This is a genomic window from Mycobacterium sp. (assembly GCF_052145595.1).
In the GTDB taxonomy this organism is placed as follows: Bacteria; Actinomycetota; Actinomycetes; order Mycobacteriales; family Mycobacteriaceae; genus Mycobacterium.
Genome location: NZ_JBKQOI010000079.1, coordinates 11,812 through 33,325, shown reverse-complemented (window position 1 = coordinate 33,325; position 21,514 = coordinate 11,812). Strand labels below are relative to the sequence as shown.

Genomic DNA, 21,514 nt, shown 5'->3' with positions numbered 1-21,514 from the left:
GCGACCGCCGGCGGCGCGTCGCCGCTGCGACTGAGCACCGCGGGGATGCGCATCACGGCCGATCGCTGACCGCATTCATTGGATTGCACGGTGACGGCCTCCTCGCCGCTGAGATCGCCCTGCGGCTGTGGCCGCAGCGACAGCACCAGTGTCGTGGCCTGCGTCTGCGTTATCCCGTTCGGGCCGACGCACGCGACTTGAGCGTCTTCCGGCTGCGACTGCCATTCACCGTCGCTGAACTGCATGATCAGCCCGCGGCCGACCGACGCCGCCTGCTGCTGGTCGTTGTCGTCGAGCTGCACCGCGGCGGCGACGCACGCCGCCGGCGTGCATGAGGAGCGGAACGCCCACCAAGTGTCCACGTCCGGCGGTTGCGGGTCGGCAATGTAATTGAATGTCTCCTTGGTGCGCTCGACCTCAAGGCGGTAAGTGCCGTCGAGCGGGACGGGCGCGGCAACCGGCGCACCCGCCGTCGGGGCGCCGGCCGTAGCCGATGCGCTCGTCGTCGGGCGAGCGGCCACGGCGGCGGTCTTGTCGGTCTTGTGCCCGATGAGGAAGCCGACGGCGAGCAGCCCAGCGAGCAACACCACCGCAGCGGCACCCAATGCGATCTTGCGCGGCCCGCTTCGCCTCGACGCAGCTGCCGGAGACGCCCCAAGCTGCGACGCCGGGGCTGTGGCCGCCTTGATGTCTGCGGTGTCCTGTGGGTCCCGGGGCCGGGCATAAGCGGGATATTCGGCCACCAGGACGGCTTCGGGACTACGGTCGCCGATCGAGACGCCGGCTTGTTCGCTCGCCGCCTCGGCGAACTCGCGGCAGCTGCCGAAGCGATCGGCGGGCCTTTTGGCAAGCGCCCGGGAGAAAACGCCATCGAGACGCGCCAACTCCGGACGCTGGTCGCTGAGCCTGGGCGGCGCACTGTTGAGCACCTGGTCGACGGCGGCAACCGGGTCGGAATCCTCCACCGGCGCTGCGCCGGTGAGCAAATGAAAAGCGGTCGCCGCCAGCGCATATTGGTCGGCGCGCCCGTCGACGTCGGCGCCCATCAACTGCTCGGGCGCAGCGTAGGCGACCGTGCCGGCGGGGGCGTTTCCCCCGGCGGCGCCGAGGGGTTGACCGAGCGACGCGGCTATTCCGAAGTCGGCCAACAGAATCCGTTGTTCGCCTTCCCCACGACCCGTCAACAAGATGTTGGTGGGTTTGACGTCGCGATGCAGCAATCCGCGCTCGTGGGCGTAGTCAAGAGCTCCGGCGATGGCGGTCACCATGGCAAGCACCTCGCCGGCCGGCGCAACCGCCGGGAATCGATTGGCCATCAGTTGCGCGGCGTTGGTGCCTTCGACGTATTCCATCGCGATGTACAGCTGGCCCTCGAACTCGCCGCGCTCATGTACCTGCACGATGTTCGGGTGATACAGATTCCTGGCGATCGGGGTCTCCGCGTGAAATCTCCGGCGGAATTCACTGTCCGTCGACATCGCCGGCGAGAGAACTTTCAGCGCCTCCCAGCCCGCAGAGCGGTGATCCTGGACGAGGTAGACCGCGCCAGTCGCTCCAGAACTAAGCCTCCGCGCGACGATGTAACCGGCAAACGTCGCGCCGCTGGCCAACGCCATCCCGCGATCCTAGCCGCCATGGCGGTGCCGCGCGCACCCGGCGCCCGGCCGGTGCTAGGGCCGAAACGTCTTGCCGCGCAGGATCACCAGATCGGGCCGGTTCAGCACCGCGGGACCCTGCCGCGGGTCGTCAGCGTAGCACAACAGGTCCGCCGATGCGCCGTGATCCAGACCGGGCCGGCCCAGCCAGCGACGGGCATCCCAGCACGCCGCGCCCAACGCGTCGGTGGGGGTCATCCCGATGCGCTGCAGGGCCTCGACCTCGTCGGCGATCCGACCGTGCGCGATCAGGCTGCCGGCATCGCTGCCGGCGTATACCGGCACGCCCGCGTCGCGCGCCGCGGCCATCCGCCCATAGCAGCGGGCATGCAGGTCGCGGATGTGGGCGGCGTAGGTCGGGTAGCGCTTCGCGGCGGCGGCGATGCCCGGGAAGTTCTCGGTGATGTTGATCAGCGTGGGGACCAACGCGGTGCCGTGCTCGACCATCAAGGCGATGGTGTTGTCGGTGAGCCCGGTGCCGTGTTCGATGCAGTCGATCCCGGCCTTGATCAGGCCGGGCATGGCCTCGTCGCTGAAGACGTGCGCGGTGACGCGTGCGCCGTGGGCGTGTGCGGTGTCGATGGCGGCCTTGAGCACATCGTCGGACCACAGCGGGGCGAGATCGCCGGTGCTGCGATCGATCCAGTCCCCCACCAGCTTGACCCAGCCGTCCCCGCGCCTGGCCTCTTCGGCCACCGCGGCGGGCAGCTGCGATTCGTCCTCGAGCTCGCGCGAAAAGCCCGGCGAGTAACGCTTGGGCCTGGCCAGGTGTTTTCCGGCCCGGATGATGCGCGGCAGATCGTCGCGGTCGTCGAGGCTGCGGGTGTCGGTCGGTGCGCCGCAGTCACGCAACAGCAGCGCGCCGGCGTCGCGTTCGGTCTCGGCCTGGCCGATCGCCTCGTCGAGGGGAATCTCGCCGTGGTCACCGAGCCCGACGTGACAATGCGCATCCACCAGCCCGGGCAGGATCCAGCCCCCGTCAAAAACGGTGTCGGCCCCCGCGACCCGTTCCGTGCTGATGAGGCCGTCGACGATCCACAGTTCGATCTCGGTCTCGTCGGGCAGCATCAGACCTCGCACGTGCATGCGCACGAGGCTGCTACTTCTTGCCCGGGAACTTCAGCTTGGACAGGTCGAAGTCGGCCAGCCCGGGCGGCAGCTCGTTGAGGCCTTCGGGCATCTGCGACAGATCGGGGAATCCCGCCGGCATGCCCGGCATGCCCGGCATTCCAGGAACTGCGGGCGCGAACGGGCTTCTGCCCTTCGGCGGAGTCGGCCCGCGTGCGCCCTTCTTGCCCTTCTTCCCCTTCGCCGATCCCTTGCCCTTCCGCGTCGCAGACTTGCGGCCGATGCCGGGGATGCCCATGCCGCCCAGCATCGACGACATCATCTTGCGGGCTTCGAAGAAGCGGTCAACCAGCTGGTTGATCTCCGACACCGTCACGCCCGAGCCGTTGGCGATACGCAGCCGCCGTGAGGCGTTGATGATCTTGGGGTCGGCCCGCTCTTGCGGGGTCATGCCGCGGATGATGGCCTGCAGACGGTCGAGTTGGCTGTCGTCGACCTGGGCCAGCGCATCCTTCATCTGACCCGCACCCGGCAGCATGCCCAGCAGGTTGCCGATCGGACCCATCTTGCGGATGGCCAGCATCTGTTCCAGGAAATCCTCCAGCGTCAGCTCGCCGGCGCCGATCTTGGCGGCGGCGGCCTCGGCCTGCTCGGCGTCGAAGACCTGCTCGGCCTGCTCGATCAGGCTCAGCACGTCGCCCATGCCCAGAATGCGGCTGGCCATCCGGTCCGGGTGGAAGACGTCGAAGTCCTCCAGCTTCTCGCCGGTGGAGGCGAAAAGGATTGGGACACCGGTCACCTCGCGGACGGACAACGCGGCCCCACCACGGGCGTCACCGTCGAGCTTGGTCAACACCACACCGGTGAACCCGACACCCTCGCCGAACGCCTCGGCGGTGGTGACGGCGTCCTGGCCGATCATCGCGTCCAGGACGAACAAGACCTCATCGGGATTGATGGCGTCCCGGATGGCCGCCGCCTGGGCCATCAGCTCGTCGTCGATGCCCAACCGGCCGGCGGTGTCGACGATGACGACGTCGAAGTGCTTGGCGCGGGCCTCGGCAAGCCCCGCCGACGCGACCGCGACCGGGTCACCGGGGCCGGACTCCGGTGACTCCCCGGGATGCGGCGCGAACACCGGAACCCCGGCACGCTGACCGACGACTTGCAGCTGGTTTACCGCGGCCGGTCGCTGCAGGTCGCAGGCCACCAGAAGTGGCGTGTGTCCCTGGCCGCGAAGCCACGCGGCCAATTTGCCCGCCAGCGTGGTCTTACCGGAACCCTGCAGGCCGGCCAGCATCACAACCGTCGGCGGCGTCTTCGCAAACGTCAGCTGGCGCGTCTCACCGCCCAGGATGCCGATGAGCTCTTCGTTGACGATCTTGACGACCTGTTGCGCCGGGTTGAGGGCACCGGAGACCTCGGCGCCCCGCGCGCGTTCTTTGATCCGGCCGACGAACGCTCGCACCACGGGCAGCGACACATCGGCTTCCAGCAGCGCCAGCCGGATTTCGCGGGCGGTGGCCTCGATATCGGCGTCGGTCAGTCGACCCTTGCCGCGCAGTCCCTGTAGGGCACCGGTCAACCGGTCAGACAGCGATTCAAACACCCCGCCAGCCTAGTGGTACCGCCGCGGACGCGGCAGCGATGTCCCGGCCGGGCACAGCGGGTCACCAGCTCCACGACACTTGCATGGCGGCGACGACACGCCGAGGCGCGGTGCCATGGCGCAAGTCTCGCGAACGTGAAGCTGGCCCTCCCCCACGTCGAGGTTCCTTTTCGGCCAGTCGCGCGACTCAAGCCCGTCACAGCGCCGAACGAGGTCAGGCACGGTAGCCAGATTCGAGTCGCTGCTGCGCCGAAAAGCGTTGCCGTGCTACATTTCACAGCCGCCACCGAACCGAGCTGGCCGCGTCGAAGACGCAATTACGGGGGGAGCTGTTTCGATGCAACCGGTCAGCCACGCGGAGTCGCGCGCCGAGAGCGGCCCGCCGTTGCGGGGCTGGCAGCGCAAGGCGCTGGTGAAGTACCTTGCCGGCCAGCCCCGCGATTTCCTGGCCGTGGCCACCCCCGGATCCGGGAAAACAACGTTCGCGCTGCGGGTGGCGGCCGAACTACTCAGCCAGCGCGCCGTCAAGCAGATCACTGTCGTGGTGCCCACCGAGCACCTCAAGATTCAGTGGGCGCTGGCCGCGCAGCGGCACGGCCTCGCCCTGGACCCGAAATTCTCCAACACCGGCCCCCAGACCTCGCCGGAGTACCACGGGGTGATGGTCACCTACGCCCAGGTCGCCGCGCATCCGACGCTGCACCGGGTCCGCACCGAGCAGCGCAACACTTTGGTCATCTTCGATGAGATACACCACGGCGGTGACGCCAAGACGTGGGGCGAGGCCATCCGCGAAGCCTTCGGCGACGCCACGCGCCGACTCGCTTTGACGGGCACACCGTTTCGCAGCGACGACAGCCCCATCCCGTTCGTACCCTACGCATCCGGCGCCGACGGCGTGCTGCGTTCGCAAGCCGACCACACCTACGGCTACGCCGAAGCCCTCGCCGATGGTGTCGTCCGGCCGGTGGTCTTCCTCGCCTACTCCGGGCAGGCGCGCTGGCGGGATAGCGCCGGCGAAGAGCACGCCGCACGACTGGGCGAGCCGCTGTCCGCCGAGCAGACCGCACGGGCCTGGCGCACGGCGCTGGACCCCGCCGGCGAATGGATGCCCGCGGTGATCGCGGCCGCCGATGAGCGACTGCGCCAAAAGCGGGCCCACATGCCCGACGCCGGCGGCATGATCATCGCCTCCGACCGCACCGCGGCCCGCGCGTACGCCGCCCTGCTGACCAAGATCACCCGCGAGGCGCCCACGGTGGTGCTGTCCGACGACCCCGGATCGTCGGCCCGCATCACCGAATTCGCCGAGAGCGCCGGCCGCTGGCTGGTCGCGGTGCGCATGGTCTCCGAGGGCGTCGACGTACCCCGTCTGTCGGTCGGGATCTACGCCACCAGCGCCTCGACGCCCCTGTTCTTCGCGCAGGCCATCGGCCGGTTCGTGCGATCGCGCCGGCCGGGGGAAACCGCAAGCATCTTCGTCCCGTCGGTGCCTAACCTGCTGCAACTCGCCAGCGCGTTGGAGGCCCAGCGCAATCACGTCCTCGGCCAACCGCACCGCGAAGCCGACGATCCTCTCGACGGTGATCCCGCCGTCAGGACGCAAACCGAGAAGAGCGAAACAGACAAGAGCTTCACCTCATTGGGCGCCGACGCCGAACTCGATCAGGTCATCTTCGATGGATCCTCGTTCGGCACTGCCACACCGGCCGGGAGCGACGAAGAGGCGGACTACCTCGGTATCCCCGGGTTGCTTGACGCCGACCAGATGCGCGCCCTTCTGCACCAACGCCAAGACGAGCAGCTCAAGAAACGGGCCCGGCTGCCAAAGGAAACCGCCCAGGGAACACCGTCGGCTGCGCCTTCGATGCATTGCCAAATCCGCGATCTACGTCGCGAGCTCAACACCCTCGTCTCGGCAACCCACCACCGCACCGGCAAACCGCACGGATGGATTCACAGCGAACTTCGCCGCCGTTGCGGAGGGCCGCCGATCGCCGCTGCGACCCGCGAGCAGATCAGGGCCCGCATCGACGCCTTGCGGCAGTTCAACTCGGAGCAGTCTTAGTCGCCGACGGGCTGGTCGAGCACTTCGACCGCGGGGCCGCCCAACACGGCCAGCAGATGCTGCTCGACCGCGGCTCGTGCGCCAAACTCGCCGTCCTCGACCGGCACCGTCACACAGAACACATCGGCCGCCGTCGACCCGAACGTGTTGACCTTCGCCCAAGCGATGTCCGCGCCGGCACGCTCCAGCGCCTGCGCCAGGTGCGCGAGCAGCCCGACCCGGTCCATGGCGCGAACTTCGACGACAAGTTGGCCGGGCGTAGGGGCGTCGAGCCACAGGATGCGGGGCGGCGCGGTCGAACGCGTCAGGGGCGCCCCCGCCTGAATCTCCCCGGCCCGGGCCATCGCCGAACCCGCGGCGTCGCTGTCGCGCTTCTCCAGCGCGCCGAGGACGTCAACGTCGCCGTTGAGGGCGCCGACGAATTGCTGACGCAGCAGATCGGCCGCCGGCGGGGAACCAAAAAGCGGTGACACCACAAATTCGGCGATCGCGACACCCTCATGCAGATTGACCGACGCCGAGTAAACCCGCAGCGAGTTCAGCGCCAGCACAGCGGCGGCCTTCGACACCAATCCCCGCGCGTCCGGTGCGACCATCACCGCGTGGAAACGCTCGCCCTCGCCCGGCTTGATCTCCACGTGCACCCCGTGGTCGGCCGCCAGTGAAAGGTAGTGGGGCGCAGTCGGTTCGGCCTGCGGCAGCGGCTCACCCGCCATCACCAACCGGCAGTGACGCACCAGGTCGGCGACCAGGGAGGCTTTCCAGTCGCTCCACACCCCCGGTCCGGTGGCCTTCGAGTCCGCGTGCGCCAGCGCGTGCAGCAGTTCGAGCAGTTGCGGATCCCCGCCCAGAGCCTCGGACACGGCCTCGATGGTCTTGGGGTCTTTGAGGTCGCTTCGGGTCGCCGTTATCGGCAGCACGAGGTGGTGGCGGACCATGTTCGACAGCGTGCCGATGTCCTGGGGCGACAGCCCCAGCCTCTCGCCGATCGGGATCACTAATTCGGCCCCGAGCACACAGTGGTCCACGCCCCGCCCCTTGCCGATGTCGTGCAGCAGCGCGCCCAGCGCAAGCAGGTCCGATCGCGCAACATGGGTGGTCAGCGGCGCGGCATTGACCGCGGTTTCGACGAGGTGACGGTCAACGGTCCATTTGTGGGAGACATCGCGTGGCGGGAGGTCGCGGACCGCGTCCCATTCCGGCAACAGCCTGGCCCATAGCCCGGTCCGGTCAAGCGCTTCGATCGTGTTCACCGCCGTGGGACCGGCCAGGAGGACAACCAACAGGTCGTCCAATGCCTCCCGCGGCCAAGGGGTGGGCAAGTCCGGGACGCTGGCGGCCAGCCGACTCAGCGTGGCGGCACCGATGGGCAAGCCGGTGTCGGCCGACGCGGCAGCCAGTCGCAGCACCAGGCCGGGATCGCTTTGGGGCTGGGCCTCACGGGCAAGCACGATTTCGCCGTCATACTCGACAACGCCCTCGTCCAGTGGCCGCCGCCTGGGGCGCCGCACCAGGGCGCTAATACCGCGGCGGGGCAATGCGTTTTGCGCGGTCCTCAGCCCCGTCTCCGCGTGGTAGGCGATGGTGCGGCCGGCGTCTGACAGCATGCGCGCCAAGGCGAATCGGTCACCGACGCCCAAGTTGGCGCTGACCTCGTCGGCGAACTGAGCCAGCAGCTGATCGCGTCCGCGGCCGGACACCCGGTGCAGTTCGGTGCGCACATCGAGCAGCGTGAGATACGCAGCGTCCAGTGAACCCCCTGGCATGTTCGGGTTGGCCATGCCGTGGCGGTCGATGAGCTGGGCAACGCCCAGCGCGTCCAGCAATTGCACGTCGCGAAGGCCGCCACGACCCGATTTCAAGTCGGGCTCGGCCCGTTGCGCGATCCGGCCACACCGCAGCCAGCGGGCCTGCGTCATCTCGACAAGCTCGTCCATCCGGGAGCGAATTGCGCTGCGCCACTGCCGTCGCGCGCCGTCGATCAGTCCCGCCGACAGCTCCGTCTCCCCGGCGATGTGGCGTGCGTCCAACATGCCCAGGGCGGCCACCATGTCGGCATTGGCGACGCCCAATGCCCCGGACACGGTGCGCACGCTGTGATCGAGCCGAACGTTGGCGTCCCACAGCGGATACCACAGCCGATCCGCGACCGGCTCCAGTGCGCCGGCGGGCTTGTCGTCGTGCAACAGCATCAGGTCCAGATCGGAATACGGGAGCAGCTCACGGCGGCCCAGGCCACCGATTCCAACGATCGCCAAGCCACTGCCGGCGGTGATTCCGATTTCCGCCGCCTTGGCGGACAGCCAGGACTCGTGTAGCTCCAGCCAGGCCTGCCGCAGACTGGCCGCATCCAGCTGAAGACCTTCAGACAGCAGTCGGCGCCGCGACGCAACCAAATCGGTTGCCCCGCAGGCGCTTCCTGTCCCCGATATGTCCGATGCCCCGGACGGATCGGACCGGTTCGGTTTCATCCCCTCCCGGCCCGCCCGGGTCGCATCAGCAATGTGCGGCTAGCGTCATAGAGCGTCGGTCCCGCGTTCACCAGTGCGCACTCGCACGATGGTTTCCACGGGGCTGACCCAGACTTTGCCGTCACCGATCTTGCCGGTGCGCGCAGCCCGGACGATGCTGTCCACGACTTTGTCGACGATGGAGTCGTCGATGACGACCTCGATCCGGACCTTCGGCACGAAATCGACCGAGTATTCGGCACCCCGGTAAACCTCGGTGTGACCCTTCTGCCGTCCGTAGCCCTGGATTTCGCTGACCGTCATCCCCAGGACGCCCGCCTCTTCGAGGCTTGTCTTGACGTCATCGAGGGTGAATGGCTTCACGATCGCGGTGACTAGCTTCATGAATGCTCTGCCTCCACTTTCTCGTCGACTCGCTCGTCCAGGCCGTTGGGGCTCGCGCTGGCGCGGTGAGGAAGACCCGAAGCCCCGACTACGGCGAATTCGTAAGCAGTTTCTGCGTGCTCCGACTCGTCGATGCCGCCGGCCTCGTCCTCCGCACTCACCCTCAGCCCGATGGTGTACTTCAGGATCAAAGCCAGGATAAGCGTAACGACGAAGGAGTAGAAGAGAACACTGAACGCGCCGACCGCTTGCCGCTCCAGCTGGGCGAAGCCGCCGCCGTAGAACAGGCCCTTAGAAACCCCAGCCACCCCATTAATTGCCGTTGATTCCGGGGCCGCGACCAGACCAACCAGCAGCGTGCCCGTCAAACCACCGACCATGTGCACACCGACCACGTCGAGCGAGTCATCAAAGCCGAACCTGAACTTCAGCCCCACCGCCAGCGCGCACACCACACCGCCCACAAAGCCGATAACCAGGGCGCCCAACACGTTGACCGACGAGCACGACGGCGTGATGGCCACCAGTCCGGCGACAATGCCCGAGGCCGCGCCGAGCGTGGTGGCGTGCCCGTCGCGGATGCGTTCGGTGAGCAGCCAGGCCAGCATGGCAGTGGCGGTGGCGATCGTCGTGGTCATGAACGTCGAGCCTGCGGAACCGTTGGAGCTGGTCGCCGATCCGGCGTTGAACCCGAACCAGCCGAACCACAGCAACCCGGCACCCAGCATCACGAACGGCAGGTTGTGCGGGCGGAACAGCGTCGTGGGCCAGCCCTTGCGCTTGCCCAGCACGAGCGCCAGCGCCAGACCCGCCACACCGGAGTTGATATGGACCGCAGTTCCGCCCGCGAAGTCGATCGCATGCAGCTTGTTGTTGATCCAGCCGCCGTGCTCGGAGGCGAAGCCGTCGGCCGCGAACACCCAGTGTGCGACCGGGAAGTAGACCAAAGTCGCCCACAGCGCGGCGAATACCAGCCAGGCACTGAACTTCAGCCGGTCGGACACGGCCCCCGAGATCAGCGCGACGGTGATGATCGCGAACATCAGCTGGAAGGCCACGAAGACGGTGGCGGGCATGGTGCCGGCCAGCGGAATATCGACCTGTGTGACGGCCTTGGTCGGATCACCCTTGACCGCGTTGCCGCCGATGAGCTTCGCCAGGCCCCAGTAGTCGGACGGCTTGCCTACGATGCCCCATTTGTCGTCGCCGAATGACATCGAGTAGCCGTAGAGCACCCATAGCACGGTCACCACGCCCATCGCGCTGATGCTCATCATGAGCATGTTGAGCACGCTTCGGGTGCGGACCATGCCGCCGTAGAAGAACGCCAGACCGGGCGTCATCAACAGCACCAGCGCGGAACTCGCCAACATCCAGGCGGTATCGCCGGTATCGGGTTGGCCCATTATCGGGAAACTCACTCGCTATCACCTCCGGTCGGCCCTGAACCGGCCGACAGACGGGTAGCCTGTGGCCTGTCGAGAACCATGCGCAATGGTTGTTTCGCGGATACAGCGACCGTGTTTCGTCAGGATTAACGTCGCGCTCGCCGTGTAATGACTTCAGCCAAGCAGGGCGTCCACAAATGCGGCGGGCTCGAAAGGCGCCAAATCGTCGGGGCCTTCGCCGAGTCCGACCAGTTTCACCGGCACGCCGAGTTCTTGTTGGACGCGGAAAACGATGCCGCCCTTGGCCGTTCCGTCCAGCTTGGTCAGCACCGCGCCGGTGATGTCGACCACGTCGGCGAACACCCGGGCCTGCGCCAGACCGTTCTGCCCGATCGTCGCGTCGAGCACCAGCAAAACCTCATCGACGGCCGCGCGCCGGGTAACCACGCGCTTGACCTTGTCGAGTTCGTCCATCAGTCCGACCTTGGTGTGGAGCCGCCCGGCGGTGTCGATGACGACGACGTCGGCGCCGGCCGCGATGCCCTTGTCGACGGCGTCGAACGCCACCGATGCCGGGTCGGCGCCTTCGGCCCCGCGCACCACCTCCGCCCCCACCCGGGACGCCCAGGTCTGCAGTTGATCGGCCGCCGCCGCCCGGAAGGTGTCGGCCGCGCCCAACACGACGCGCCGCCCGTCAGCCACCAACACCCGCGCCAGCTTGCCGACGGTGGTGGTTTTCCCGGTGCCGTTCACGCCGACGATCAGCAGCACCGCGGGATGGTCGGCGTGCGGCAGGGCGCGAATCGAGCGGTCCATGCCGGGTTGCAGCTCTTGGATCAGGACATCGCGCAGCACGGCCTTGGCGTCGGCCTCGGTGCGCACATTGCCGCTGGCCAGCCCGCTGCGCAGCTCCGAGATCACCGACTCGGTGGCGACCGGGCCCAGATCGGCGACCAGCAGGGTGTCCTCGACATCCTGCCAGGACTCTTCGTCCAGGTCGCCGCCGCCGATCAAGCCCAGCACGCTGCGCCCAAGCGCATTCTGCGACCTGGCCAGCCGGCCGCGGAGTCGCTCCAGCCGGCCTTCGGGCGGTGTGATGGCCTCGATCTCTGAGATCTCCGGGGCCACCGGGGACTCCGGCACCTCGGGGACCTGCGGCGCCTCGGGGACCGGAGGGGCCGGCGGAGCTGCCGGTGGCGGCGTGACGGTCGCGGGTTCCGGGATGATTTCCGGGAGGTGTACATCGGAGATCGTGCGCCGGGGCGCGTCCCGGGGAACGGTCGCGTCGTCGCCTACCGCGGGCAGGCCGCCGGTGTCGATCGTCGGTGCGGACTGGCTGAATGTGATGCCCGACGACGCGGTGTAACCACCCGAGCGGTCGATCGCGCCGGGCTGGGGCCCTTTGCCGGCACGGGTGAGCCTGATCCGCCGTCGGCGGTAACGCACCAGGCCCAGGACCAGCGCGGCGATGACGACCAGGGCGGCGATGACCGCGAACGCGATCCAAAGACCTTGCGACACGCTGACATTCTTCCAAGCGGCCCCGCGCCGGTTGGACCGGCCCTCGTCAGCGACAGCCGCCGCCGGGGGCTGACCCTAGGAGGAACTGGAGACCAGCTGCTCAACCTGCTGGCCGCGCATGCGCTGCGAGATCACCGCGGTGATGCCGTCGTCCTGCATCGTCACGCCGTACAGCGCGTCGGCGACCTCCATCGTCGGCTTCTGGTGCGTGATGATGATGATCTGCGACTGGGCCCGCAGCAGTTCGAACAGGCCGATCAGGCGGCGCAGGTTGGTGTCGTCGAGCGCGGCCTCCACCTCGTCCATGATGTAGAACGGCGACGGGCGGGCCCGGAAGATCGCCACCAGCATGGCCACCGCGGTCAGCGCCTTCTCGCCACCGGACAGCAAAGACAGCCGGGTGATCTTCTTGCCGGGCGGACGCGCTTCGACCTCGATGCCTGTGGTGAGCATGTCACCGGGATCGGTGAGCCGCAGCCGACCCTCCCCACCGGGAAACAGCGCGGCGAACACGTCCCGGAATTCGCGTTCGACGTCATTGAAGGCATCGGTGAACACCTGCAGGATGCGGGCATCGACGTCGGCGACCACGCCCAGCAGATCCCTTCGGGCGGCCTTGACATCCTCGAGCTGGGTGGACAGGAAATTGTAGCGTTCCTCCAGCGCAGCAAACTCCTCCAGCGCCAGCGGATTGACCCTGCCCAGTTCGGCCAGCTCACGTTCGGCCCGTTTGGCGCGGCGCTCTTGGGTAGGCCGGTCGTAGGGCATCGGAGCGGGTGCGGTCACCTGCTCGCCACGCTCCCGGGCCTGCTCGAATTCGGCCAGCTCGAGCTCCGTCGGCGGCAGCGCAACCTGCGGACCGTATTCGGCGATCAAGTCGGTGGGCGACATTCCGAACTGCTCCAGCACCATCTGCTCGAGCTGCTCGATACGCAGCACCGCCTGGGCGTTGGCCACCTCGTCGCGGTGCAGCGAGTCGGTGAGGGTGGCGAGCCGGGCGCCCAGCGCGTGCGCCTCGTCGCGCACCGCCGCCATCGCCGTCGAGCGCTCCTGGCGTTCGGCGACCAGCGCGTCGCGGATGTGCGACGCCGCGGCCACTACCCGGTCCAACCGCCCGGCCAGCAGCCGCCCGGCGTCGGCCACCGCCGCGGCCACCGCGGCCGCGCGCAATCGCGCCGCGTGCGCCTGCTGTGCCCGCAGCCGCGTTTCCCTCTCGGCGGCGGCCGCCCGGCGTAACGAATCCGCCCGCCCGCGCACCGCGTTGGCACGCTCCTCGGCGGTCCGCACCGCCAGGCGGGCCTCCACCTCGACGCCACGCGCACTCTCGGCGGCAGCGGCGATCTGCTGTCGGGCCATCGCGTGACCGGGTTCTGCGGCATCCATCGGCTGGCTCGCCTGGGCGTTGCGCAGCCGGGTTTCGAGTTCGGTGACCTCGTCGACCGTCTGCGCGCGCCCCGCTTCCAACTCCTCGCGCTGCCGCAGCAACCTGCTCCACTCTTCGTCGGCCGCACGGGCATCCTGCCCGAGCCGGCCCAGTTGCTCGTACATCGCCGAGATTGCGGTGTCGGATTCGTTGAGCGCGGCCAACGCCTGCTCGGCCGAATCCTGACGGGCGGCCTGCTCGGTCAGCGCGCCGGACAGCGCCGCGGTGAGCTGGCCCACCTGCGTCTCCGCGGCGGCCAGCTCAGCACCGGCCTTGTCGATCTCCGAAGTGACCTCCAGCGTGGACAGCTTGCGGTCCGAACCCCCGCTCACCCAGCCGGCACCGACCAGATCGCCGTCGAGCGTGACCGCGCGCAACTCCGGGCGGGCCGCCACCAGATCCAGCGCGTCGCCGAGATCGTCGACCACCGCGACACCGGAAAGCATCGCGATCATCGCGCCGCGCAGCCGCGGCGGTGCCTCGACCAGATCGAGCGCCCACATACCGCCCCCGGGCAGCGGGGCGGCCTGGGCGGCCCGGTCGGCCGGCCAGTCCCCCAAAACCAGGGCCGCGCGGCCCCCGTCGGCTTGCTTGAGTGCGGCGACCGCGGAACGCGCGGCGCCGAAGCTTTCGGCGGCCAGCGCGTCGGCCGCCGACCCGAGCACCGCGGCCAGCGCCGCTTCGTAGCCGGGCCGGACTTTGACCAACTTGGCGATCGGCCCGAAAAGCCCTGTGCCAGTGTGGTGTTGCGCGAGCCAGGCCGCGCCGTCCTTGCGCTCGAGCCCCACCGAGAGCGCGTCGATGCGGGCTCGCAGCGAAGCGATTTCCCGTTCTGCGCCCCGCTCGGCGGACTGCAGTTCGGCTACGCGTTCGTCGGCCAGCCGCAACGCGGCCACGGTCCGCTCGTGGTGCTCGTCAAGGCCCACCTCGCCCTGATCCAGTTCACCGACGCGTGCCTGCACGGTTTCGAATTCCGCCCGGGTCTGCTGCGCGCGGGTGCCGGCCTGCTCGATGCGCTCGGACAGGCGCGCAACGCTGTCGTCGATCGATTCGACGCGAGCCCGCATGGTCTCCACCTGACCGGCCAGCCGCGCCAGACCCTCGCGGCGGTCCGCCTCGGCCCGCACCGCCGCCAGGTGGGCCCGGTCGGCCTCGGCGGCTTCGCGCTCCCGATCGGCCAGTTCGGCGCGGGCGGCGTCCAGCCGGGTGCGCGCCGCGGCCAGCTCCGCCAACAGCCGCTGCTCGGCGGCCGCCACCTGATGGGCCTCGGCCTCCAGGGCGTCGGGGTCGGTGTCGCTGGTCATCGCCGGCTCGACGTCGAGGTGCTGGGCGCGTTCGCTGGCGATGCGCACCGTCGCGCCCACACGTTCGGCCAGGGCGGACAGCCCGAACCAGGTGTGCTGGACGGACTCGGCCCGAACCGAGAGCTCGGCCAGCGCGGTCTCGTGCGCGGTCAGCTCGTCGGATGCCACCGCCAGGCGGGAAGCGGCCTCGTCGTGCTCGCGGCGTATCGTCGCCTCGGCCTCCAAGATCGCGTCCCGCTCCCCCTGCCGGTTGACGAGGTCGTCGGCGGCCAGCCGCAACCGGGCGTCGCGTAGATCGGCCTGGATGGTCTGGGCGCGACGGGCCACCTCGGCCTGGCGGCCCAGCGGTTTGAGCTGGCGGCGCAGTTCGGTGGTCAGGTCGGTGAGCCGGGCCAGGTTTGCTGACATCGCCTCGAGCTTTCGCAGCGCCTTTTCTTTGCGTTTGCGATGCTTGAGCACGCCGGCGGCCTCTTCGATGAACGCGCGGCGGTCCTCGGGCCGGGACTGCAGGATCTCGTCAAGCTTGCCCTGCCCGACGATGACGTGCATCTCGCGGCCGATCCCCGAGTCGCTCAGCAACTCCTGGACATCCATCAAACGGCAACTGCTGCCGTTGATTTCGTATTCGCTGGCGCCATCGCGGAACATCCTGCGGGTGATCGAGACCTCGGAGTACTCGATCGGCAGTGCGTTGTCGGAGTTGTCGATGGTGACAGTGACTTCGGCACGGCCCAGCGGGGCCCGCGACGAAGTGCCGGCAAAGATGACGTCTTCCATCTTTCCGCCGCGCAGCGTCTTGGCGCCCTGCTCCCCCATCACCCACGCCAGGGCATCGACCACGTTGGATTTGCCGGAGCCGTTGGGCCCGACGACGGCGGTGATGCCCGGCTCGAAGCGCAGAGTCGTCGGCGATGCGAAGGACTTGAAGCCCTTCAGCGTCAGACTCTTGAGGTACATGGGGTGCCAGAGTAGCGCGCTCAGCGCTCGACGAAGCCGCTGAAACGCTCTTGCGGCTGCGACCAATCGGCGACAACCTTGTCGACGCGGCCGGGCCTGGAGGGCCACGAAGCGCCGCCTTCCAGCAGCTGCAGCAGTTTCTCCGCCGCCTCGCGGGGCCCCTGGGCGATCACCAAGACTCGGCCGTCCGCCTGATTGGCCGCGTACCCGGTCAGGCCGAGCTCCAGGGCCCGGCTGCGGGTCCACCAGCGAAAACCGACTCCCTGGACCATCCCGTGCACCCAGGCGGTGAGCCGGACGTCGGGATCCGACTCAGGATTTGACACTGGCGACCTCGAAGTTGACGGTGGTACCGGACTTGAGCGTGCGCCCGACGGTGCAGACCAGGTCAATGGCCCGGTTGACCACCACCAGCAGGCGTTTCTTCTCGTCGTCGGACAATCCGGACAGGTCCAGCTCGAGCCTCTCCTCGAGCAGCGGATAGCGTTCCTGCTCGCGGTCGGCGGCGCCGGACACCCGGACCACCGCCTGGTAATCGTCGCCGAGCCGGCGGGCCAGCGGCTCGTCGCTGGACATGCCGCTGCACGCGGCGAGCGCGATCTTGAGCAGTTCGCCGGGGGTGAACACGCCGTCGACGTCCTCGGAGCCGACGAGCACCTGCGCGCCGCGCGAGCTATGCCCGGTGTAGCGGCGTGTCCCGGTGCGTTCGACCCACAGTTGCGTCATGAGTCCTTTTCTACCGGGTGGTCCTTGCGCCGAGATCGACGGCAGCGCGGAAGAGTTCGAGTGAGCGACGCGCTAACGTCGATCTCGACGCATCGACGGGGCAGGCATACTGCGTTCCATGGCCACCGTCGTCGCATTCCACGCCCATCCGGACGACGAGGTGGTCCTCACCGGCGGCACGCTCGCGCGAGCCGCGGCAAACGGACATCGTGCGGTCGTGGTCACGGCGACCGACGGGCGCGTGCGGAACGAGGACGATGATTCTCGGCTGGGCGAATTGCGTTTGAGCGCGGGAATTCTTGGAGTTCACCGAGTCGAGTGCCTCGGCTACGCCGATAGCGGCTATGGGCCGTTGTTCTTCCCAGACCCACCCGGACGGGTCAGGTTCGCACGAGCGGATCTGGAGGAGGCGGCGCAGCGGCTCGCAGAGATACTCCGCGCCGAAGACGCGGATCTACTGCTCAGCTACCAGCGCAACGGCGGCTACGGCCACCGCGATCACGTACAGGTGCATCACGTCGGCAAACGCGCTGCCGAACTTGCGGCGACCCGACGAGTACTCGAGGCGACGATGCCGCGCGAATTATTAAGTTGGACGAGCGCTCTCACTCATCTTCTGCGATTGCCGACGCCGTACGACCCAGACGTCGCCCGCACTGCGTATGCTCCGCGAGCGACCATCACCCACCGGATTGACGTCTTCCGTTTTGCGCGGCAGAAACGAGATGCCTTCGCCGCCCACCGCTCTCAGATCGGCAGCGGACTGCCCGCGCGCATGTTCGGCGTGTTGCTCCGACTGCCGCCCCAGGTGTTCGGCCTGATATTCAGCCGCGAGTGGTTCGTCGACCGAACATTGCCGACCGGAGTCTTGCGCCGCGACATTTTCGACTGATCGTTCGGTCCCAGCGGATACCACCGGGGCCGGGCGCTACCCGCCCATCGCCCGGCCGGGCTAAACAGTGCGAAACATCAAACGAAAACGGGATGTGTCGTGCCCCGTGTCGCGATATGGTCGCTTGCTCGGCGGCTGGTGCCCATGCTGTCGCGACGTATTGGAGGGGGGCCTGATGTCATTCCTGATCGCGGAGCCGGAGGCGCTCACGGCGGCGGCCGCGGGCTTGGCGAGGATCGGTTCGACAATCAGCTTTGCGAACGCGGCCGCGGCGGGGCCGACGACGGGGGTGCTGGCCGCGGGCGCCGATGAGGTGTCGGCGGCCATCGCGGCGGTGTTCGCCGGACACGCCCAGGGATACCAGGCGCTCAGCGCCGCGGCGGCGGCGTTTCATGACGATTTTGTGCAGGCCATGAATGCGGGCGCGGGTTCGTACCTGAGCACCGAGGCGGAAAACGCCGGGCAGACGCTGCTGAGCGCGGTGAACGCGCCAACACAGGCGCTGTTGGGCCGACCGCTGATCGGCAACGGCGCCAACGCGGCTCCGGGGTCGGGGCTGAACGGCGGGGACGGCGGGATCTTGTTTGGCAACGGCGGGGCCGGGGGGTCCGGCGCACCCGGCCCGGCTACCGGCGGCAACGGCGGAAGCGGCGGGGCCGGCGGGCTGTTCGGCAGCGGCGGCGCCGGCGGCGCCGGCGGGCACGGCGGCACCACCGGCGGCAACGGCGGAAACGGCGGGGCCGGCGGGCTGTTCGGCGCCGGCGGCGCGGGCGGCGCGGGCGGCGAAGGCGGCACCAACGGGGGCAATGGCGGGGCCGGCGGGGCGGCCGGGCTGTTCGCACCCGGCGGCCCCGTCGGGGGTGCTACCGGCGGCGCTGGCGGCGCGGGCGGCATCGGCGACACCGGCAGCGGCGCAAACGGCGGGGCCGGCGGGGCCGGCGGGCGGTTCGGCTCCGGCGACGGGGGGGCCGGCGGCGCCGGCGGGTACGGCGCCACCACTGGCGGCAGCGGCGGAACCGGCGGCGCGGCCTCCGCCGGGATCGCCGGGCTATTCGCCAACGGCGGCATCGGCGGGGCCGGCGGCGTCGGAGGAGACGGCGGCACCACCGGTGGGAACGGCGGGACCGGCGGAGACGGCGGAATGTTCGGGTTCGGCGGCTCCGGCGGGGCCGGCGGCACCGGTCACACGGGCGCCGGCGGGGCCGGCGGGACCGGCGGCGACGGCGGCACCCTCGGCGGCTCCGGAGGAACCGGCGGGACCGGCGGCACCGGCGAGACAATGGGCGGAGCCGGCGGGGACGGCGGCAGCCCCGGCATCGTCACCGGTAACGGCGGGGCCGGCGGCGCCGGCGGCACCGGCATCAACGGGCCCGGCGGGGCCGGCGGGGCGGGCGGTGACGCCAGGACCGGCGGCTTGGGCTCCGGCGGGGCGGGCGGCGCCGGCGGCTCGGGCGGCAACGGCGCCGGTGGGGTCGGCGGGGCCGGGGGCGACGGCGGCAGCCTCGGAGGTACCGGCGGGGGCGGCGGGGACGGCGGCAGCGGCTTCAACGGGCCCGGCGGCAAAGGCGGCGCCGGCGGTAACGGCGGTGACTTCTCCGGCTCCGGCGGCGCCGGCGGCGCCGGCGGAGAGGGCGTCACAGCGGCCGGCGGCGATGGCGGTGACGGTGGCAGCGCGGGCCTGATCGGCAACGGTGGCGGAGGGGGCAATGCCGGGGTTGGCACGCCGCCTGGCGACGCCGGCACCGGCGGCGGCGGCGGGAAGCTATTCGGTCAAGCCGGCGCGACCGGGCTGACCTAGCCGCCGCTCTACCGCCGAGGCCGTGGCTGGCATTTCGGACAGTAGAACGACGAGCGGTTCATGAACTTCTCCCGGCGCATCACCGCGCCACACCGCCGGCAGCTTTCGCCCTCGCGGCCGTAGGCGTCCAGGGATCGGTCGAAGTACCCCGACTCGCCGTTGACGTTGACATACAGCGAATCGAACGAGGTCCCGCCCTTTGCCAGGGCGTCGCGCATCACGTCGGCCGCGGCTTCCAGGACGGCCGACAGTTGGCGCCGGCTCAGTGTGTCGGCGATTCGTGCGCCGTGCACCTTGGCCCGCCACAGCGCTTCGTCGGCGTATATGTTGCCGATCCCCGACACCAGCTGCTGATCGAGTAGCTGGCGCTTGAGCTCGGAATGCTTGCGCCGCAACACTTTCACCACAGCGTCGGCATCGAACCGGGGGTCCAGCGGGTCGCGCGCCAGGTGGGCGACGGGCACCGGCACCACGCTGCCGTCCACGCTCACCTGGTCGGCGAGCATCCACCCCCCGAAGGTGCGCTGGTCGGCGAAGCTGAGCACGGTCCCGTCGTCGAGCAGTGCGGAGATCCGGACGTGGTCGGCGCGCGGCACTTGCCCGAGCAGCATCTGCCCGCTCATGCCGAGGTGAACGACCAGCGCGGTGTCGGATCCCGACCCAGGTGGCTCGGTATCGAGCAGCAGCCACAGGTACTTGCCGCGCCGATCGGTTCCGGTGATCCGCGCGCCGAGCAGCCGGCCGGTGAGGTCGGCGGGCCCTTCCTCGTGGCGGCGCACGGCGCGGGGATGGTGCACCCGAACCGCCGTGATCGTCTTGCCCACCACATGGGCCTGCAAGCCGCGGCGCACCACCTCGACTTCGGGTAGTTCAGGCATCTAGACGGGCGTTTTCCCCGCGGTGTCCAGCACTTCGAGTGCTTCGAGCGCTTTATACGCTGTTGCCGCGGCCTTTTGCTCGGCCTCCTTCTTGGAGCGGCCCACGCCCGAGCCGTATTCGGTGTCCATCACGACGACGACCGCGGTGAATTCCTTGTCGTGGTCTGGTCCGGTGGAGGTGACCAGGTAGGACGGCGCGCCCATGCCACGCGCGGCGGTCAGCTCCTGCAGGCTGGTCTTCCAGTCCAGTCCGGCTCCCAACGTCGGCGCGGCGTCCAGCAGCGCGCCGAACAACCGCAGGATCACCGCCCGCGCCGTCTCGATTCCGTGCTGCAGGTAGACGGCGCCGAGCAGCGATTCCATCCCGTCGGCCAGGATGCTCGACTTGTCGGCCCCCCCGGTGTTCGCCTCGCCACGGCCCAGTAGCAGGTGAACGCCGAGGCCCTTTTCGGACAGGTTCCGCGCGACGTCGGCCAACGCCTGCGTATTGACCACGCTGGCCCGCAGCTTGGCCAGGTCCCCCTCCGAACGGTCGGGATGCTGGTGGTAGAGCTCGTCGGTGATGGTCAGGCCCAGGACGGCGTCGCCGAGGAATTCCAGCCGCTCGTTGGTCGGTAGCCCGCCATGCTCGTAGGCATAGCTGCGGTGCGTCAACGCCAGCAAGAGCAGCTCGTCGGGCAGGTCGACCCCGAGCGCGTCGAGCAGGCTTTGTCGTGAGGTCACCGCTCGTCCCGCGATATGTCCGGCTCGGTTGGCTCGGTCGGCAGGAGATCGGCCAACTTGGCCCACCTTGGGTCGATGCGGTCGTGGTGGTGGCCGGGCTCGGCCGCGAGCGGAACTCCGCATTCGGGGCACAGTCCCGGGCAATCCGGCGTGCACACCGGCGAAAACGGCAGTTCGAGCCCAACGGCGTCGATGATGGACTGCTCAAGGTCGATGGCGTCGTCGACGATGTGACCGACCTCGTCTTCCTCGGTGGTCGCCTCGGTCGTGCTGTCGGGGTAGGCGAACAGTTCGGTCAACCGGACTTGCACGCGCCCGTTGACCGGGGTCAGGCAGCGGGCGCATTCGCCGACGGTGGGCGCGGCCACCGTTCCGGTCACCAACACCCCTTCGGACACCGACTCGACCCGCAAGTCCAGTTCCAGCGGGGAACCCCGGTCGATTGCGATCATCTCCAGTCCGATGCGCGACGGGCTGGGCACGGTTTCCCGCAGGGTGACCATCGCTCCGGGACGGCGCCCGAGCCGAGTGATGTCGACCGTCATCGGCGAGGCCGGATGCCGCTGCGCTGTGGTGCTGTGCTGCCGCGTCATAGAAGAAATCCTACGGCGCCAGCCGGGTAATGCCAGGGCTTAAGCCGCCGAGCAAA

16 protein-coding genes are annotated in these 21,514 nt (G+C 69.3%); 3 read left to right on the top strand and 13 right to left on the bottom strand.

What is annotated here, in order from left to right:
• From ACLP4W_RS06070 to ffh, 3 genes are all read right to left on the bottom strand, one after another.
• On the bottom strand, positions 1–1,616 hold a 1,616-nt coding region (locus ACLP4W_RS06070; protein ID WP_442385091.1), incomplete at its 3' end, for a serine/threonine-protein kinase.
• A gap of 54 nt (positions 1,617–1,670) precedes the next feature.
• Positions 1,671–2,741, bottom strand: coding sequence for a metal-dependent hydrolase family protein (locus ACLP4W_RS06065; protein WP_442385089.1), 1,071 nt, complete (start codon positions 2,739–2,741; stop codon positions 1,671–1,673).
• Positions 2,742–2,754: 13 nt separating this feature from the next.
• Complete coding sequence (gene ffh / locus ACLP4W_RS06060) at positions 2,755–4,332, bottom strand: signal recognition particle protein (RefSeq protein WP_442385087.1); 1,578 nt, start codon at positions 4,330–4,332, stop codon at positions 2,755–2,757.
• Positions 4,333–4,669: 337 nt separating this feature from the next.
• Between ffh and ACLP4W_RS06055 the strand changes: the two genes are divergently transcribed.
• Positions 4,670–6,400: a DEAD/DEAH box helicase gene (locus ACLP4W_RS06055; protein ID WP_442385085.1), complete on the top strand. Its 1,731-nt coding sequence runs from the start codon at positions 4,670–4,672 to the stop codon at positions 6,398–6,400.
• Here ACLP4W_RS06055 and ACLP4W_RS06050 read toward each other — a convergent pair.
• The 7 genes from ACLP4W_RS06050 to ACLP4W_RS06020 all read right to left on the bottom strand — a co-directional run bounded on the left by ACLP4W_RS06050 (position 6,397) and on the right by ACLP4W_RS06020 (position 16,574).
• Complete coding sequence (locus tag ACLP4W_RS06050; protein ID WP_442385083.1) at positions 6,397–8,871, bottom strand: [protein-PII] uridylyltransferase; 2,475 nt, start codon at positions 8,869–8,871, stop codon at positions 6,397–6,399. The two genes, ACLP4W_RS06055 and ACLP4W_RS06050, sit on opposite strands and share 4 nt — an antisense overlap.
• Positions 8,872–8,916: 45 nt before the next feature.
• Positions 8,917–9,255, bottom strand: coding sequence for a nitrogen regulatory protein P-II (glnB, locus tag ACLP4W_RS06045; protein WP_442385081.1), 339 nt, complete (start codon positions 9,253–9,255; stop codon positions 8,917–8,919).
• Positions 9,252–10,661 carry an ammonium transporter gene (locus tag ACLP4W_RS06040; protein WP_442385099.1) on the bottom strand — a complete coding sequence of 470 codons (1,410 nt, stop codon included), beginning with the start codon at positions 10,659–10,661 and terminating at the stop codon, positions 9,252–9,254. Before ACLP4W_RS06040 ends, glnB begins: the two co-directional genes overlap by 4 nt.
• A gap of 156 nt (positions 10,662–10,817) precedes the next feature.
• The gene (gene ftsY, locus ACLP4W_RS06035; RefSeq protein ID WP_442385079.1) at positions 10,818–12,164 is read right to left on the bottom strand and encodes a signal recognition particle-docking protein FtsY; all 1,347 of its coding nucleotides are present in this window, start codon (positions 12,162–12,164) and stop codon (positions 10,818–10,820) included.
• A gap of 75 nt (positions 12,165–12,239) precedes the next feature.
• On the bottom strand, positions 12,240–15,848 hold the full coding sequence (gene smc, locus ACLP4W_RS06030) for a chromosome segregation protein SMC (RefSeq protein ID WP_442385077.1): 3,609 nt from the start codon (positions 15,846–15,848) through the stop codon (positions 12,240–12,242).
• A 20-nt stretch (positions 15,849–15,868) separates the two neighbouring features.
• Complete coding sequence (locus tag ACLP4W_RS06025; RefSeq protein ID WP_442385097.1) at positions 15,869–16,120, bottom strand: acylphosphatase; 252 nt, start codon at positions 16,118–16,120, stop codon at positions 15,869–15,871.
• A gap of 40 nt (positions 16,121–16,160) precedes the next feature.
• Positions 16,161–16,574, bottom strand: a complete 414-nt coding sequence (locus tag ACLP4W_RS06020; RefSeq protein WP_442385075.1) for an OsmC family protein — start codon at positions 16,572–16,574, stop codon at positions 16,161–16,163.
• Between the two features lie 118 nt (positions 16,575–16,692).
• Between ACLP4W_RS06020 and ACLP4W_RS06015 the strand changes: the two genes are divergently transcribed.
• Both ACLP4W_RS06015 and ACLP4W_RS06010 read left to right on the top strand, forming a co-directional pair.
• Complete coding sequence (locus ACLP4W_RS06015) at positions 16,693–17,466, top strand: PIG-L deacetylase family protein (protein WP_442385073.1); 774 nt, start codon at positions 16,693–16,695, stop codon at positions 17,464–17,466.
• A gap of 175 nt (positions 17,467–17,641) precedes the next feature.
• A complete protein-coding gene (locus ACLP4W_RS06010) occupies positions 17,642–19,264 on the top strand; it encodes a PE family protein (RefSeq protein WP_442385071.1) in 1,623 nt (540 codons plus the stop codon).
• 8 nt (positions 19,265–19,272) lie between these two features.
• On the opposite strand, the gene mutM is transcribed toward ACLP4W_RS06010, so the two are convergent.
• The 3 genes from mutM to ACLP4W_RS05995 are packed head-to-tail and all read right to left on the bottom strand — an operon-like array spanning position 19,273 to position 21,458.
• Positions 19,273–20,142 carry a DNA-formamidopyrimidine glycosylase gene (gene mutM / locus ACLP4W_RS06005; RefSeq protein WP_442385069.1) on the bottom strand — a complete coding sequence of 290 codons (870 nt, stop codon included), beginning with the start codon at positions 20,140–20,142 and terminating at the stop codon, positions 19,273–19,275.
• Positions 20,143–20,865, bottom strand: a complete 723-nt coding sequence (rnc, locus tag ACLP4W_RS06000; protein ID WP_442385067.1) for a ribonuclease III — start codon at positions 20,863–20,865, stop codon at positions 20,143–20,145.
• Positions 20,862–21,458, bottom strand: a complete 597-nt coding sequence (locus tag ACLP4W_RS05995; protein ID WP_442385065.1) for a YceD family protein — start codon at positions 21,456–21,458, stop codon at positions 20,862–20,864. The genes rnc and ACLP4W_RS05995 overlap by 4 nt, the downstream gene beginning before the upstream one ends.
• Positions 21,459–21,514 lie beyond the last annotated feature (56 nt).

What these genes read in the sequence shown, in the direction of transcription:
- ACLP4W_RS06055 (WP_442385085.1), top strand. Translation starts at nt 4,670, where the DNA reads ATGCAACCGGTCAGCCACGCGGAGTCGCGCGCCGAGAGCGGCCCGCCG.
- ACLP4W_RS06010 (WP_442385071.1), top strand. Translation starts at nt 17,642, where the DNA reads ATGTCATTCCTGATCGCGGAGCCGGAGGCGCTCACGGCGGCGGCCGCG.
- ACLP4W_RS06050 (WP_442385083.1), bottom strand. Translation starts at nt 8,871, where the DNA reads ATGAAACCGAACCGGTCCGATCCGTCCGGGGCATCGGACATATCGGGG.
- mutM (WP_442385069.1), bottom strand. Translation starts at nt 20,142, where the DNA reads ATGCCTGAACTACCCGAAGTCGAGGTGGTGCGCCGCGGCTTGCAGGCC.
- glnB (WP_442385081.1), bottom strand. Translation starts at nt 9,255, where the DNA reads ATGAAGCTAGTCACCGCGATCGTGAAGCCATTCACCCTCGATGACGTC.
- ACLP4W_RS06065 (WP_442385089.1), bottom strand. Translation starts at nt 2,741, where the DNA reads ATGCACGTGCGAGGTCTGATGCTGCCCGACGAGACCGAGATCGAACTG.
- ACLP4W_RS06015 (WP_442385073.1), top strand. Translation starts at nt 16,693, where the DNA reads ATGGCCACCGTCGTCGCATTCCACGCCCATCCGGACGACGAGGTGGTC.
- ACLP4W_RS06020 (WP_442385075.1), bottom strand. Translation starts at nt 16,574, where the DNA reads ATGACGCAACTGTGGGTCGAACGCACCGGGACACGCCGCTACACCGGG.
- ACLP4W_RS06040 (WP_442385099.1), bottom strand. Translation starts at nt 10,661, where the DNA reads ATGGGCCAACCCGATACCGGCGATACCGCCTGGATGTTGGCGAGTTCC.
- smc (WP_442385077.1), bottom strand. Translation starts at nt 15,848, where the DNA reads ATGTACCTCAAGAGTCTGACGCTGAAGGGCTTCAAGTCCTTCGCATCG.
- ACLP4W_RS05995 (WP_442385065.1), bottom strand. Translation starts at nt 21,458, where the DNA reads ATGACGCGGCAGCACAGCACCACAGCGCAGCGGCATCCGGCCTCGCCG.
- ACLP4W_RS06025 (WP_442385097.1), bottom strand. Translation starts at nt 16,120, where the DNA reads ATGGTCCAGGGAGTCGGTTTTCGCTGGTGGACCCGCAGCCGGGCCCTG.